This window comes from Streptomyces sp. ISL-10 (genome assembly GCF_018614575.1).
In the GTDB taxonomy this organism is placed as follows: Bacteria; Actinomycetota; Actinomycetes; order Streptomycetales; family Streptomycetaceae; genus Streptomyces.
Window position 1 is genome coordinate 1 of the sequence record NZ_JAGGOJ010000030.1, and the last position, 14,611, is coordinate 14,611.

At 69.6% G+C, this 14,611-nt stretch carries 13 protein-coding genes and 1 riboswitch; of the genes, 11 read left to right on the forward strand and 2 right to left on the reverse strand.

Annotation, left to right across the window (positions count from 1 at the left end):
* Window positions 1-135: 135 nt before the first annotated feature.
* From J7E88_RS28695 to J7E88_RS28740, 10 genes are all read left to right on the forward strand, one after another.
* A complete protein-coding gene (locus J7E88_RS28695) occupies window positions 136-744 on the forward strand; it encodes a CDP-alcohol phosphatidyltransferase family protein (RefSeq protein WP_215186194.1) in 609 nt (202 codons plus the stop codon).
* Window positions 745-856: 112 nt separating this feature from the next.
* Entirely contained in the window at window positions 857-3,352 is a 2,496-nt protein-coding gene (locus J7E88_RS28700) for a mannose-1-phosphate guanyltransferase (RefSeq protein ID WP_215186196.1), read from the forward strand.
* Window positions 3,353-3,450: 98 nt separating this feature from the next.
* Window positions 3,451-4,371 (forward strand): DUF881 domain-containing protein, encoded by a 921-nt coding sequence (locus J7E88_RS28705; protein ID WP_215186198.1) that lies wholly within the window; start codon window positions 3,451-3,453, stop codon window positions 4,369-4,371.
* A complete protein-coding gene (locus tag J7E88_RS28710) occupies window positions 4,368-4,700 on the forward strand; it encodes a small basic family protein (RefSeq protein WP_064068997.1) in 333 nt (110 codons plus the stop codon). Before J7E88_RS28705 ends, J7E88_RS28710 begins: the two co-directional genes overlap by 4 nt.
* A 5-nt stretch (window positions 4,701-4,705) precedes the next feature.
* Entirely contained in the window at window positions 4,706-5,545 is an 840-nt protein-coding gene (locus tag J7E88_RS28715; RefSeq protein ID WP_215186237.1) for a DUF881 domain-containing protein, read from the forward strand.
* A gap of 61 nt (window positions 5,546-5,606) precedes the next feature.
* Window positions 5,607-6,569: an FHA domain-containing protein gene (locus J7E88_RS28720; protein ID WP_215186239.1), complete on the forward strand. Its 963-nt coding sequence runs from the start codon at window positions 5,607-5,609 to the stop codon at window positions 6,567-6,569.
* Between the two features lie 46 nt (window positions 6,570-6,615).
* On the forward strand, window positions 6,616-7,359 hold the full coding sequence (locus J7E88_RS28725) for a MerR family transcriptional regulator (protein ID WP_215186200.1): 744 nt from the start codon (window positions 6,616-6,618) through the stop codon (window positions 7,357-7,359).
* Between the two features lie 53 nt (window positions 7,360-7,412).
* Window positions 7,413-7,886, forward strand: a complete 474-nt coding sequence (locus J7E88_RS28730) for a bifunctional nuclease family protein (RefSeq protein WP_215186202.1) — start codon at window positions 7,413-7,415, stop codon at window positions 7,884-7,886.
* A gap of 185 nt (window positions 7,887-8,071) precedes the next feature.
* The gene (locus J7E88_RS28735) at window positions 8,072-8,668 is read left to right on the forward strand and encodes a MerR family transcriptional regulator (protein WP_374196333.1); all 597 of its coding nucleotides are present in this window, start codon (window positions 8,072-8,074) and stop codon (window positions 8,666-8,668) included.
* A gap of 104 nt (window positions 8,669-8,772) precedes the next feature.
* The gene (locus tag J7E88_RS28740; protein ID WP_215186206.1) at window positions 8,773-10,311 is read left to right on the forward strand and encodes a DNA polymerase IV; all 1,539 of its coding nucleotides are present in this window, start codon (window positions 8,773-8,775) and stop codon (window positions 10,309-10,311) included.
* A 148-nt stretch (window positions 10,312-10,459) separates the two neighbouring features.
* On the opposite strand, the gene J7E88_RS28745 is transcribed toward J7E88_RS28740, so the two are convergent.
* Window positions 10,460-10,840, reverse strand: coding sequence for a PRC-barrel domain-containing protein (locus J7E88_RS28745; protein WP_215186208.1), 381 nt, complete (start codon window positions 10,838-10,840; stop codon window positions 10,460-10,462).
* Window positions 10,841-10,954: 114 nt separating this feature from the next.
* Window positions 10,955-11,052: riboswitch (glycine riboswitch) on the forward strand.
* A gap of 181 nt (window positions 11,053-11,233) precedes the next feature.
* On the opposite strand from J7E88_RS28745, the gene gcvP reads away from it, so the two are divergent.
* Window positions 11,234-14,119: an aminomethyl-transferring glycine dehydrogenase gene (gene gcvP / locus J7E88_RS28750; RefSeq protein WP_215186210.1), complete on the forward strand. Its 2,886-nt coding sequence runs from the start codon at window positions 11,234-11,236 to the stop codon at window positions 14,117-14,119.
* Between the two features lie 73 nt (window positions 14,120-14,192).
* Here gcvP and J7E88_RS28755 read toward each other — a convergent pair whose 3' ends face one another.
* A complete protein-coding gene (locus J7E88_RS28755; RefSeq protein ID WP_285427616.1) occupies window positions 14,193-14,399 on the reverse strand; it encodes a DUF5999 family protein in 207 nt (68 codons plus the stop codon).
* Window positions 14,400-14,611 lie beyond the last annotated feature (212 nt).

Genomic DNA, 14,611 nt, shown 5'->3' on the forward strand with positions numbered 1-14,611 from the left:
CTTTTCTGCGTTTCGGGGTCGGATTCACCGCCGGCCGGCCGGCATCGGCTTCGGCCGACCCCTGTGCTCAGTGCGGGAGCTGCTGCGGGTAAGGTCGGGGAGCATCATCGGCACGTTCCCACAGGAGGCCCCCGGGTGGAGGTCCAGGAGACCCGCGTCCAGACCGACCGGGTACTCACCATCCCCAACATCCTCAGCATGGCGCGTCTGGCGGGTGTGCCGCTCTTCCTGTGGCTGATTCTTCGACCCGAGTTCGGCGGGCCCAAGAGCGACGGCTGGGCATTGCTCGTTCTGATGCTGAGCGGGGTCAGCGACTATCTCGACGGGAAGCTCGCCCGCCGGTGGAACCAGATCAGCAGCCTGGGCCGTATCCTCGACCCGGCCGCCGACCGGCTCTACATCCTCTCCACTCTCGTGGGACTGACCTGGCGCGAGATTCTGCCCCTCTGGTTGACCGCTGCACTTCTCGCTCGGGAACTGATGCTCCTCGTGATGGTGTACATCCTGCGCAGGCACGGTTATCCGCCACCCCAGGTGAACTTCCTGGGCAAGGCGGCCACCTTCAACCTCATGTATGCCTTCCCCTTGCTGCTCCTGAGTGACGGAACGGGATGGCTGGCGTCGCTTGCTGCGATTTTCGGATGGGCGTTCGCCGGATGGGGTACAACTCTCTATTGGTGGGCAGGGATCCTCTATGTGGTTCAGGTCCGCCGACTCGTCAAGGCGGACGCAGAGGCCGATTGACCCCGTTGACGCGGTGACCGGCAGTGTCGCCGGCCGTGGATGCCACCCGAGGGTCTGTTCGTGCGGGTGAAGTCGGCTGGACCGTCATCTCTTCAAGGAGGACGCTTCCGACATGAAGGCCGTCGTGATGGCCGGCGGCGAAGGAACTCGACTTCGCCCCATGACCTCGAGCATGCCCAAGCCGCTCCTGCCGGTGGCCAACCGGCCGATCATGGAGCATGTGCTGCGGCTGCTCAAGCGGCACGGGCTCACCGAGACCGTCGTTACCGTGCAGTTTCTCGCCTCACTAGTCAGGAACTACTTCGGTGACGGCGAAGAGCTCGGAATGGAGCTCACCTATGCCAACGAGGAGAAGCCACTCGGCACCGCGGGGAGTGTGAAAAATGCAGAGGAGGCGTTGAAGGACGATGCCTTCCTCGTCATTTCCGGTGACGCCCTCACCGACTTCGACCTCACGGACTTGATCTCCTTCCACAAGGAGAAGGGCGCCCTTGTCACCGTGTGTCTGACGCGGGTGCCGAATCCTTTGGAATTCGGAATCACGATCGTCGACGAGGAAGGGAAGGTCGAGCGCTTCCTCGAGAAACCGACCTGGGGACAGGTCTTCTCGGACACCGTCAACACGGGCATTTATGTGATGGAGCCCGAGGTCTTCGACTACGTCCAGCCCGACGTCCCCGTCGACTGGTCGGGAGATGTCTTCCCGCAGCTCATGAAGGAAGGCAAGCCGATCTACGGCTATGTCGCCGAGGGCTACTGGGAGGACGTCGGCACACACGAGAGCTATGTGAAGGCACAGGCCGACGTGCTGGAGCGGAAGGTCGACGTCGAGCTCGACGGCTTCGAGATCTCCCCCGGCGTGTGGGTCGCCGAGGGTGCCGAGGTGCATCCCGATGCGGTGCTCCGCGGGCCCCTGTACGTCGGTGACTACGCCAAGGTCGAAGCCGGCGTCGAGCTGCGCGAGCACACGGTGGTCGGCTCCAACGTCGTCGTCAAGACGGGGGCGTTCCTCCACAAGGCGGTCGTCCACGACAACGTCTACATCGGTCAGCAGGCCAATCTGCGGGGCTGCGTCATCGGCAAGAACACCGACATCATGCGCGCTGCGCGCATCGAGGACGGCGCGGTGATCGGTGACGAATGCCTGGTGGGCGAGGAATCGATTGTCCAGGGCAATGTGCGGGTCTATCCGTTCAAGACCATCGAGGCCGGCGCGTTCGTCAACACCTCGGTCATCTGGGAGTCCCGTGGTCAGGCCCATCTCTTCGGTGCCCGAGGCGTTTCCGGCATCCTGAACGTGGAGATCACGCCCGAACTCGCGGTGCGCCTGGCGGGTGCGTACGCCACGACCCTCAAGAAGGGCGCCACCGTCACCACGGCCCGTGACCACTCCCGCGGTGCCCGGGCCCTGAAGCGGGCCGTCATCTCCGCGCTTCAGACCAGCGCCATCGACGTGCGGGACCTGGAGAACGTGCCGCTGCCCGTGGCGCGGCAGCAGACGGCCAGAGGCAGTGCGGGCGGCATCATGATCCGTACGTCTCCCGGTGTGCCCGACTCCGTCGACATCATGTTCTTCGACGAACGGGGCGCGGACCTGTCCCAGGGCGGCCAGCGGAAGCTGGACCGTGTGTACGCGCGCCAGGAGTATCGGCGGGCCTTCCCGGGGGAGATCGGTGACCTGCACTTCCCGTCCAGTGTGTTCGACTCGTACACGGGCTCTCTGCTGCGTAACGTCGACACCTCGGGGATCGCCGAGTCCGGGCTCAAGGTGGTCATCGACGCGTCCAACGGCAGCGCCGGGCTCGTCCTGCCGAGCCTCCTCGGCCGCCTCGGTGTGGACGCGCTGACGATCAACCCGGGTCTGGACGAGTCCCGGCCGACCGAGTCCGCGGACGCGCGCAGGTCGGGTCTTGTGCGGCTCGGTGAGATCGTGGCCTCCGCGCGCGCCGCGTTCGGTGTCCGCTTCGACCCTGTCGGTGAGCGGCTGTCCCTGGTCGACGAGCGCGGGCGCATCGTCGAGGACGACCGGGCCCTGCTGGTCCTGCTGGATCTGGTGGCCGCCGAGCGGCGCAGCGGCCGTGTCGCCCTGCCCGTGACCACCACGCGGATCGCCGAGCAGGTCGCCGCGTACCACGGCACCCAGGTGGAGTGGACGACGACGTCGCCGGACGACCTGACCCGTGTGGGCAGGGAGGACACCACCATCTTCGGCGGCGACGGCCGCGGCGGCTTCATCGTGCCCGAGTTCAGCAGTGTCTTCGACGGCACGGCCGCTTTCGTGCGGCTCGTCGGCCTGGTGGCCCGTACCCAGCTCACGCTCAGCCAGATCGACGCCCGTATCCCGCGCGCACATGTGCTCAAGCGGGATCTGGCGACGCCCTGGGCGGTCAAGGGCCTGGTGATGCGCCGGGTCGTCGAGGCCGCCGGTGATCGACATGTCGATACGACGGACGGTGTGCGCGTTGTGGAGGCCGACGGACGCTGGGTGATGGTGCTGCCCGACCCGGCCGAGGCGGTCACGCATCTGTGGGCGGAAGGTCCTGACGACACCTCCGCGCAGGCCCTGCTCGACGAGTGGGCCTCGGTCGTGGACAGCGCCGGACGATGAGAGGGACACCGGTGTGCCGGCCGCCGCTGCCCGGCACCGCCCGGCACACCGGTGGGGCCATTCGGCGGTAGCGGCTGCGACGTGCGACGATGTGCGGCATGTCGCAGCAGCCCCCCGTTCGGAGCACAGGATCTCCACCCGCGCGTCCCGACGCGTCGATGTCGCTGCTGACGAACGTGATGGAGCACAGCCTCGACGACGGGTACGCGGAGGCGGCCTCGCGCCGGGCCGAGGGGCTGCCCCGTACGCTGCGCGCCAAGCTCGGCCTCGCGGCCGGTCTGGTGCTGGCCGCCGCCGTGGTCACGGTCGGTGCGGCCGAGGCGCGGATATCGGCACCGGTGCTGGCCAAGGAGCGCGAGAACCTGATCGACCGCGTCGAGGCGCAGACCGACTCCGTGGACGAATTGGAGCAGAGCGTCGACACGCTCCGCGAGGACGTCCAGGAGCGTCAGCGCAGGGCTCTGAGAACGCAGGGCGGGGACCAGGGCGGGCTGGTCGCTCTGCTCGCCGGCGCCACCGAGGTGCAGGGGCCAGGCGTGAAACTCGTCGTCGACGACGCCAAAGGCACCGACCAGAGCGGTGACGGACCCCGCGAGAGCAGCGGTTTCTCGGACACGGGCCGCGTCCGCGACCGTGACATGCAGCGTGTCGTCAACGGGCTGTGGGAGTCCGGCGCGGAAGCCGTGGCCATCAATGGGCAGCGGCTGACGGCCCTGTCGGCCATCCGCGCGGCGGGCGACGCCATACTGGTCGACAACCGGCCGCTGGTGCCGCCGTACACGGTGCTCGCGGTGGGGGAAGCGAACAAGCTGAGCACCACGTTCCAGGACAGCGTCGACGGGCAGTATCTGCACGCGCTGCAGGAGAACTTCGGCATTCGCTTCAGCATTTCCGACGAGCAGACGGTGCGGTTGCCCGCGGCTCCGAGCTTGATCGTACGTACAGCAGAGCCGATGACCCCCGGTGCCGAGCAGGGCAGCGGGACGGGTACGGCTGACACAGGGAAGGGCACATCGTGATCGCCGTACTGGGCCTCGTCGTGGGAGTCGTGGTCGGACTGTTCATCCGGCCCGAGGTGCCGGCGGTGGTCGAGCCCTACCTTCCGATCGCGGTGGTCGCCGCCCTCGACGCCGTGTTCGGCGGACTGCGAGCCATGCTCGACGGGATCTTCGTCGACAAGGTCTTCGTCGTCTCCTTCCTGTCGAACGTGGTCGTGGCCGCACTGATCGTGTTCCTCGGCGACAAGCTCGGCGTCGGAGCCCAGTTGTCGACGGGCGTGGTCGTCGTCCTGGGCATCCGGATCTTCTCCAACGCCGCCGCGATCCGCCGGCATGTCTTCCGGGCGTGACGAACATGAACAACGAAGAGAAGCCCAACGGTCGTTCGCCGGAGCCGAGGCGCGCGCCCCTGCCGCCGCTCGCCCCGCCCGCCCCGGCGCAGCAGTCCGCGCCCGAGGCCGAGGAGAGCGCGTCGCAGAGCGGACGGCAGCGGCTGCGCGCGGCCGTGTGGCCGCCGCGCGTGACGCGGGCCCAACTCATCGTCGCCGTGCTCCTGTTCGTACTCGGGCTGGGCCTGGCCATCCAGGTCCGTTCCACCAGCGAGGACAGTGCGCTGCGGGGGGCGCGCCAGGAGGACCTGGTGCGCATCCTGGACGAGCTCGACAACCGTTCGCAGCGTCTGGAGGACGAGAAGCAGCGTCTGGAGGACCAGCGCACCGAGCTGGAGAACAGTTCCGACCAGGCCGAGGAGGCCCGTAAGCAGACGCTCCAGAAGGAGCAGCAGCTCGGCATCCTCGCGGGTACGGTCGCCGCGCAGGGCCCCGGCATCACGCTCACCATCTCGGACCCGGCGGGCACGGTAGAGCCGGACATGCTCCTCGACGCGGTCCAGGAGCTGCGGGCGGCCGGTGCGGAGGCGATCCAGGTCAACGGCGTCCGGGTGGTCGCGGACACGTTCTTCTCCGGTGCCGCCCGTGACATGGAGGTCGACGGCAAGCGCGTCAGCGCCCCGTACACCTTCAAGGTCATCGGCAAACCGCAGGACCTGGAACCGGCGCTGAACATCCCTGGTGGCGTGGTCCAGACGCTGGAGAAGGAGCAGGCCACGGCGGTCGTGGCCCGTTCGGAGAAGATCATTGTCGATGCCTTGCGACCCGCGGAGCGGCCTGACTACGCTCGGTCGTCATCGCAGTGAATCGGGGGAGCATGGGTTCTGCCGGACCAGGGCGGGGGATTGCAGGGGGGCGACGCACCGGATCGGTGGTGCGTGGTGGAAACTGTCGAGTGGTCACGGACGTTGTTCGGATGTCCGGGTCGGCAGGTGTGTTGGTTCAGGGTTCGTCCTGCCCCACGGGCGGGTCTATTTCGGTCAAGGGGAATCGCCCGTGAAGTTGTTTGGGAAGTTGTTCGGCAAGAGCGCACGCGAGGACGGCAACGCCCGCCATCGCGCGCCGCGCCACGGCCAGAGCGAGGAGCAGGGCGCCGAGCGTCCGCTGTTCCGTGACGAGGTCGCCGGTGGCGACAATTCGGGCGGACAGGGCGCGTCGTCTGTTGACCCTGCCGGTGCCGGGCGCATAGGTTTCGGGGAACCATCAACCTCAAGTGCGGGTGGAGGGTTTGCCTCCGACCCGTATGCGACCAATCCCCACGCGGGACAACCGCGGCAGGAGGATCCGTCCATGGCGGGTTTGCCGGTTTGTACGAGGTGCGGCCACCGGAACACCGAGGCCGGTCGGTTCTGCTCCAACTGCGGTGCGCCGCTTCGCGGTGGCGCTCCGGCCGAGCGTGCCTCCGAGACGACCTCGACCATCTCGATCTCCGGGATCGAGGCGTACGACTCCGAGGTCACCGGTCAGACCGCGCTGCCGTCGCTGTCGCCCGAGGCCCAGGCCGCTGTCGACGCCCTGCCGCTCGGCTCCGCCCTTCTGGTGGTGCGCCGTGGCCCGAACTCGGGCAGCCGGTTCCTGCTGGACGGTGAGCTGACCACGGCGGGCCGGCACCCGCAGAGTGACATCTTCCTGGACGACGTGACGGTCTCACGTCGCCATGTGGAGTTCCGCCGGGCCCCCGACGGCAGCTTCAGCGTCTCCGATGTCGGCAGCCTCAACGGCACGTACGTCAACCGCGAGCGGATCGACTCCGTGGTCCTCTCGAACGGTGACGAGGTCCAGATCGGCAAGTACCGGCTGGTGTTCTACGCGAGCCAGCGCGGCGCCTGACCCTCCCCCCGGACTCCGTCCGGGGGGACGTCCACAGGGAAGGTACATGCTGCGTACACCGACGGGCGGTGCGGGACACGGCGCCGCCGGCACGGGTGACCGGGCGATGAGCATCGGCACGGTGCTCTCCCGGCTGCGTGACGAGTTCCCCGAGGTGACGATCTCCAAGATCCGTTTCCTGGAGGCCGAGGGGCTCGTCGAGCCGAGCCGGTCCCCGTCCGGGTACCGCAAGTTCAGCGCCCAGGATGTCGAGCGCCTGGCGCTCGTCCTGCGGATGCAGCGCGATCACTACCTTCCCCTCAAGGTCATCCGTGAACAGCTGGAGGCCCTCGAGCGCGGCGAGCAGGTCCAGCTGCCCGTCCAGGGCACACAGCGCGAGCTGTTCGACGGCGTGGACGGCGCCGAGAGTGAGCGCCGCACCGCCCGGCGTCTCGGCCGCGCCGAGCTCCTGGCCGCCGCCGAGGTGAGCGAGGAGGAGCTGGCCGAGTGGGAGTCGTACGGCCTGCTCGCGGCCGACGGGAGCAGCGGTTACGACGCCGAGTCGGTGACGGTGGCCCGGCTCGTCGCCGAGCTGGGCAGATTCGGCCTCGAGCCACGTCATCTGCGGGCCATGAAGGCGTCCGCCGAGCGGGACGCCGGGCTGGTCGAGCAGGTCGTGATGCCCCTGCGCCGGCATCGTAATCCGCAGACCAGGGCGCATGCGGAGGCCACCACGAGGGAGCTGGCGGCGCTGGCCGTGAAGCTCCACGCGGCCCTGGTGCAGAGCGCCCTCGGGGTCCGGCTGCACTGATCTTGGACCAGCCCGACTACCCAAACCTCATCCGCACGTCCTAGGGTTGCTGTGTGAACGAGCTCGACGTTGTGGGTGTCCGGGTCGAAATGCCCTCGAACCAACCGATCGTGCTCCTGCGTGAAGTGGGAGGCGATCGGTACCTCCCCATCTGGATCGGACCCGGGGAGGCGACTGCGATCGCCTTCGCGCAGCAGGGCATGGCTCCCGCGAGGCCGCTGACGCACGACCTCTTCAAGGACGTCCTCGATGCGGTGGGCCAGGAGCTCACCGAGGTCCGTATCACCGACCTGCGTGAGGGTGTGTTCTACGCCGAGCTGGTCTTCGCCAGCGGTGTCGAGGTGAGCGCCAGGCCGTCCGACGCCATAGCGCTGGCCCTGCGCACCGGGACGCCGATCTACGGCAGTGACGGAGTGCTCGACGACGCGGGGATCGCCATCCCGGACGAGCAGGAGGACGAGGTGGAGAAGTTCCGCGAGTTCCTCGACCAGATCTCGCCCGAGGACTTCGGGTCCAGCAACCAGTGAGGCCCTCGCGGCCGGTCAGCGGCCGGCCGTCCGGCGTCGGCGCATTCGAGTAGCCTTTCCCGGGATCGGGGCACGAGAAACCACTCTCAGGGTGATTATCACTCGGCGTGCCGAGTGTGGCGATCGTTGACGCACCCCTGGTGACTCCCTACCTTCGAGGTGGCAGGTCAAGGACGGAGGTCGGCGTGAGAAGCAGCGGCGACAGTACGGCTGGGGGCGGCCCCGGAATCAGTCCGGTGGAAGGCGGGCCGTATCCGCTGCAGGACAGCGCGGCCGATCCCACCACGGACGCCATCGGATACCGGGGGCCGACCGCGTGCGCGGCAGCGGGGATCACCTATCGGCAGCTCGATTACTGGGCACGTACCGGCCTTGTGGAACCGAGCGTGCGCCCGGCGTACGGATCGGGCACGCAGCGGCTGTACAGCTTTCGGGACGTGGTCGTTCTCAAGATCGTCAAACGGTTCCTGGACACCGGCGTCGCGCTGCAGAACATCCGGGCCGCCGTCCAGCACCTGCGGGCCCGGGGATTTCGCGACCTCGAGCGAATGACGCTGATGAGCGACGGGGCGACCGTGTACGAGTGCTCCTCGCCCGACGAGGTCGTGGACCTGCTCCAGGGTGGTCAGGGCGTCTTCGGGATCGCCGTGGGAGTCGTGTGGCGTGACGTGGAGGCGGCTCTGTCGCAATTGCACGGCGAGCGCATCGACACCGGCGAGACCCTGGTCGGCAACAACCCCGCGGACGAGCTCGCCAGGCGCAGGCGCGACCGGGCGGTGTGACGCGGGGGGTCGCGGTCGCCGCGTCCGGTCCGATGTACGTGCGGCAGGCCGTTCCACATCGCTGTGCAGCGGCTTTGTCAGTGCCGTAGGGCAGCATCGATGGTGTGAGAACCGCCCCGACGATCCTGCATCTGGACATGGATGCCTTCTTCGCCGCAGCCGAGCAGGCGGCGAAGCCTTCGTTGCGCGGCAAGGCCGTGGTGGTCGGGGGGCTCGGGCCGCGCGGGGTGGTGGCCACCGCGTCGTACGAGGCGCGGCGCTTCGGCGTCCACTCGGCGATGCCCATGGCCCAGGCCAGGCGGCTGGCGCCGAACGCCGCGTACCTGGTGCCCCGGTTCTCGCTCTACCGCACGGTCAGCGAGCAGGTCATGGAGCTGCTGGGCCGGCTGTCGCCTCTGGTGGAGCCGCTCAGCCTGGACGAGGCCTTTGTCGACCTGGAGGCGGGCGGAGCGGCCGACGACGCACTGTCGGCGCGTACGACGGGGGAGCGGCTGCGCGCCGACATCCGGGCGGTGACCGGTCTGTCCGGGTCCGTCGGCCTCGCCGGTTCCAAGATGCTGGCGAAGATCGCCTCCGAGCAGGCCAAGCCGGACGGCCTGGTCCTGATAGAGCCGGGCACCGAGCGGGAGCTCCTCGGACCGATGTCCGTGCGGACGCTGCCCGGCGTGGGTCCGGCGACCGGCGAGCACCTCAGGCGCGCCGGGATGACCACCGTCGCCGACCTCGCGGAGGCGGGCGAGGACGAACTCGTACGGCTGCTGGGCAGGGCGCACGGGGCCGCGCTGTTCCGGATGGCGCTCGGGCACGACGACCGGCCCGTGGTGGCGGAGCGGGACGCGAAGTCGGTGTCGGTGGAGGACACCTTCGACGTGGATCTGCACGACCGGGTGCGGGTGCGGATCGAGGTGGAGCGGCTCGCGGAGCGGTGTGTGCAGCGACTTCGGGCGAGCGGGCACTCCGGCCGCACGATCGTCCTCAAGGTCCGGCGCTTCGACTTCTCGACGCTGACGCGCTCCGAGACGCTCAGGGGGCCGACCGACGACCTCGCGGTGGTGCGGGAGGCCGCCGGACGGCTGCTGGAGTCCGTGGACACGACGGGCGGCGTACGGCTCCTCGGAGTCGGCGTCACGGGGCTCGCGGACTACACACAGGAGGATCTGTTCGCGCAGGCTGCCGCGGAGGAGGAGGCGGCGGCGTCGGCCGCGGCGGCGACCGATCCGGCGGCCGGTGAACCGGACGGCGCCGAGCGCCCGCCGGGGCCGGCGGAGCCTGCTCCGGCGGAGCCCGCCGAGCGGCGCTGGTCGGCGGGGCAGGACGTCCGGCATGCCGTCTACGGGGCTGGCTGGGTGCAGGGCAGCGGTGTGGGGCGCGTGACCGTGCGCTTCGAGGAACCGGGTTCGGCGCCGGGCCGGGTGCGCACGTTCCGCGTCGACGACGCGGACCTCGAGCCGTCGGACCCGCTGCCGCTGGTGCCGCGGCGGTCCGGGGACCCTGCGCGGGACGCCCGCTCCGCCGCGGACCCGCTGGTCGGGCCCGACGGCCCTGCGCAGGAGCTGGTGGAGGCGGTCAGGGACGAGGCCGGTCGGCCGCCGGAGCCGGCCGAGGAAATCGTTCCCCTACGGGAGGGACAGGAGCGCCGATGACAGAGGGAGGCTGAGGCGGCAGGCGCGTACGGGGACACCGATCGGCAGGCCGGGAGCGCCGGATTTTGTGCGGGGCCCGGGAGTGCCTTTGGTCCTGGCCACCGGGGTTCCGGTAGCCGCTGCCCGGAGATCTGGCGGCCTCGCCGGGTCAGTCCTCCTGGCCCGCGACCTGGCCGAAGGAGCGGTCGCCGGAGGAGGGGGCCGGGGCCGGGGGTGCGGCGATGTCGAGGCCGTAGTGGTGGTAGAGCTGGAGTTCCTGCTCGGGGGAGAGATGGCGGCCGACGCCGAAGTCCGGGGCATCCTTGATCAGGGCGCGTTCGTAGGGGACGTGGAGGGCGTTGTCGACGAGTTCGCTGGGTTCCAGGGGGACGAACGCGTCCCTGCTGAACAGGCCCGTGCGGACGGCCGCCCATTCGGGCTCGCCCGTCGCGTCGTCCAGGTACACCTCGTCGACGGTCCCGATCTTGTGGCCGTCGCGGTCGAACGCCTTGCGGCCTATCAGGCTGCGCGGATCGATATCGGTCTGCACGGTCCCTCCAGCTGGTCGCGACTGCTCTACAGTCACTACAAAAGTGCACATCTCGGGTGACGGCCACTCGAGGGATCGTCGCAGGCACGCGCTGGTACCCTGGCAATCGGCTGTTGACCCCGTGCGGGAGAGTCCACCGGTGATCCCACCGGCGGCGCCGAAGGAGCAAATCCTCCCCGGAATCTCTCAGGCCCCTGTACCGCACGGACGAGGTCACTCTGGAAAGCAGGGCGGGCGTCGGACGGCATCCGCTCTCACCGACGGTGAAAGCCGGTGCGTCGTCCCACGGCGCCCCGGTGAAGCTCTCAGGTTCGAGATGACAGAGGGGGAGGCCGTCCGGGCATCCGCGCCGTGATGCCCCTCGCAGGTCGCATAGACCAGGAGGCCTCCCACATGACCGCCAACCGCATTCCGCTCTCCCAGCTGGAGCGAGGCACCCCCTTCGAGCGGCGCCACATCGGCCCCGACGCCGCTGCCCAGGCGAAGATGCTCGCGCAGGTGGGCTACGGCTCCCTCGACGAGCTGACCGCCGCCGCGGTGCCGGATGTGATCAAGAGCGCGGAGGCACTGAACCTGCCCGACGCCCGCACCGAGGCCGACGTCCTTGCCGAGCTGCGCTCGCTCGCCGACCGCAACCAGGTGCTCGCGCCCATGATCGGCCTCGGCTACTACGGCACCTTCACGCCGCCGGTCATCCTGCGCAACGTCATGGAGAACCCGGCCTGGTACACCGCGTACACGCCGTACCAGCCCGAGATCTCCCAGGGACGCCTCGAGGCCCTGCTGAACTTCCAGACCGTCGTCGCCGACCTCACGGGCCTGCCCACCTCCGGTGCCTCCCTGCTGGACGAGGGCACCGCGGCCGCCGAGGCCATGTCGCTCGCCCGCCGCGTCGGCAAGGTCAAGGACGGCGTCTTCCTGATCGACGCCGACGTCCTGCCGCAGACAGTCGCCGTGATCGAAACGCGCGCCGAGCCCACCGGCGTCGAGGTCGTCACCGCCGACCTCAGCATGGGCATCCCGGCCGAGATCGCCGAGCGCGGTGTCTTCGGCGTGCTGCTCCAGTACCCGGGCGCCTCCGGTGCCGTACGGGATCTGAAGCCGGTCATCGAGCAGGCACACGAGCTCGGCGCGATCGTCACCGTCGCCGCCGACCTGCTGGCCCTGACGCTGCTCACCTCGCCCGGTGAGCTGGGTGCCGACATCGCGGTGGGGACGACCCAGCGTTTCGGTGTGCCCATGGGCTTCGGCGGCCCGCACGCCGGTTACATGGCCGTGCGCGACAAGTTCGCCCGCAGCCTGCCCGGCCGCCTCGTCGGCGTCTCCGTCGACGCGGACGGCAACAAGGCCTACCGGCTCGCGCTGCAGACCCGTGAGCAGCACATCCGCCGTGAGAAGGCCACCAGCAACATCTGCACCGCGCAGGTCCTGCTCGCCGTCATGGCGGGCATGTACGCCGTCTACCACGGCCCCGACGGCCTGCGCGCCATCGCCGAGCGCACCCACCGCTACGCGACGGTGCTCGCCGACGGGCTGCGGGCCGGCGGCGTGGAGGTCGTGCACGGCACTTTCTTCGACACGCTCACGCTCCGTGTGCCGGGCAGGGCCGCCGATGTCGTGGCCGCCGCGCGCGAGGGCGGGGTCAACCTGCACCTGGTGGACGCCGACCACGTCTCCGTCGCCTGCGACGAGACCACCGGCCGGGACCAGCTCGCGGCGGTGTGGTCCGCGTTCGGTGTCGAGGGCGACGTCGAGGCGCTGGACGCGACGAGCACCGACGCCCTGCCGACCGCGCTGCTGCGCTCCGACGAGTACCTCGCCCACCCGGTCTTCCACCAGCACCGTTCCGAGACGGCCATGCTGCGCTACCTGCGCAAGCTCGCCGACCGTGACTACGCGCTGGACCGCGGCATGATCCCGCTCGGCTCCTGCACGATGAAGCTGAACGCGACGACGGAGATGGAGCCGGTCACCTGGCCGGAGTTCGGCCAGATGCACCCCTTCGCGCCCGTCGAGCAGGCCGAGGGCTATCTGACCCTCATCCATGAGCTGGAGGAACGTCTCTCCGAGGTCACCGGCTACGACAAGGTCTCGATCCAGCCCAACGCCGGGTCGCAGGGCGAGCTGGCCGGTCTGCTGGCCGTGCGCGCCTACCACCGCGCCAACGGCGACGAGCAGCGCACCGTGTGCCTGATCCCGTCCTCCGCGCACGGCACCAATGCCGCCAGCGCCGTGATGGCCGGCATGAAGGTCGTCGTCGTGAAGACCGCCGACGACGGCGAGATCGACGTCGAGGACCTGCGCGCCAAGATCGAGCAGTACCGCGACGAGCTCGCCGTCCTGATGATCACCTACCCGTCGACGCACGGCGTCTTCGAGGAGCACGTCGCCGACATCTGCGCCCAGGTGCACGACGCGGGCGGCCAGGTCTACGTGGACGGCGCCAACCTCAACGCGCTGGTCGGCCTTGCGAAGCCGGGCAGGTTCGGCGGCGACGTGTCGCACCTGAACCTGCACAAGACCTTCTGCATCCCGCACGGCGGCGGGGGTCCCGGCGTCGGCCCGGTCGGTGTGCGCGCCCACCTCGCGCCGTACCTGCCCAACCACCCGCTGCAGCCGGCCGCGGGCCCGGAGACGGGCGTCGGCCCGATCTCGGCCGCGCCGTGGGGCTCGGCCGGCATCCTGCCGATCTCCTGGGCGTACGTCCGGCTGATGGGCGGCGAGGGACTGAAGCGGGCGACGCAGGTGGCGGTGCTCGCGGCGAACTACATCGCCAAGCGCCTGGAGCCGCACTACCCGGTGCTCTACACCGGCCCCGCCGGGCTGGTGGCACACGAGTGCATCGTCGACCTGCGGCCGCTGTCGAAGGCGACCGGCGTCAGCGTCGACGACATCGCCAAGCGTCTGATCGACTACGGCTTCCACGCGCCCACCATGTCGTTCCCGGTGGCCGGGACGCTGATGATCGAGCCGACGGAGAGCGAAGACCTGACCGAACTCGACCGTTTCTGCGACACGATGATCGCCATTCGTGCCGAGATCGAGAAGGTCGCGTCGGGCGAGTGGCCCGCGGACGACAACCCGCTGCGCAATGCCCCGCACACCGCAGGTGCGCTCGGCGGCGAGTGGAGTCACGCCTACAGCCGTGACGAGGCCGTCTTCCCGGCGGGCGTGAGCGCCGCGGACAAGTACTGGCCGCCGGTCCGCCGTATCGACGGCGCCTTCGGCGACCGCAACCTCGTCTGCTCGTGCCCGCCGCTGGACGAGTACGACAACTGACGCCCGCGGCCGCATGGATGGGGGCCGGTACGGAGAACTCTCCGGCCGGCCCCTGGTCGTGTCCGCGACCGCGTTACGCGGCTGTCATCACCGTGCCCCTCTCATCGGGCCGGTGCGGGGCGATGACCTGCCCGTCGGGCAGCAGTTCACCGGTGTCCTCGAAGAGGAGGACGCCGTTGCACAGAAGGCTCCAGCCCTGCTCCGGGTGGTGGGCCACCAGGCGTGCCGCCTCTCGGTCGGCTGAGTCGGGTGTGGGACAGGCTGGCTGGTGCTGGCACATGGATGGGTTCTTTCGCTGCGATGTGGTGAATGTCCTGCGGCTCGATGAGCTGTTCATGGCCGCCCCCGTATCTGTCGGTCCGTCTCCCAGTGTTCCCCCACGGGCGTCGATCCGCAGGGATTTCACAGCAGCTCTTCCTACTGATTCATGACGCATCACCCGCGCGGACGGTTCAACGCAACGGGGCTGTCCTTTCGGGTGGTTCGCAGTGG

Bases quoted from the DNA above. Each gene is read 5' to 3' on its own strand.
- J7E88_RS28725 (WP_215186200.1), top strand. From the start codon at position 6,616: ATGCTGCGTACACCGACGGGCGGTGCGGGACACGGCGCCGCCGGCACG.
- J7E88_RS28705 (WP_215186198.1), top strand. From the start codon at position 3,451: ATGTCGCAGCAGCCCCCCGTTCGGAGCACAGGATCTCCACCCGCGCGT.
- gcvP (WP_215186210.1), top strand. From the start codon at position 11,234: ATGACCGCCAACCGCATTCCGCTCTCCCAGCTGGAGCGAGGCACCCCC.
- J7E88_RS28715 (WP_215186237.1), top strand. From the start codon at position 4,706: ATGAACAACGAAGAGAAGCCCAACGGTCGTTCGCCGGAGCCGAGGCGC.
- J7E88_RS28755 (WP_285427616.1), bottom strand. From the start codon at position 14,399: ATGTGCCAGCACCAGCCAGCCTGTCCCACACCCGACTCAGCCGACCGA.
- J7E88_RS28700 (WP_215186196.1), top strand. From the start codon at position 857: ATGAAGGCCGTCGTGATGGCCGGCGGCGAAGGAACTCGACTTCGCCCC.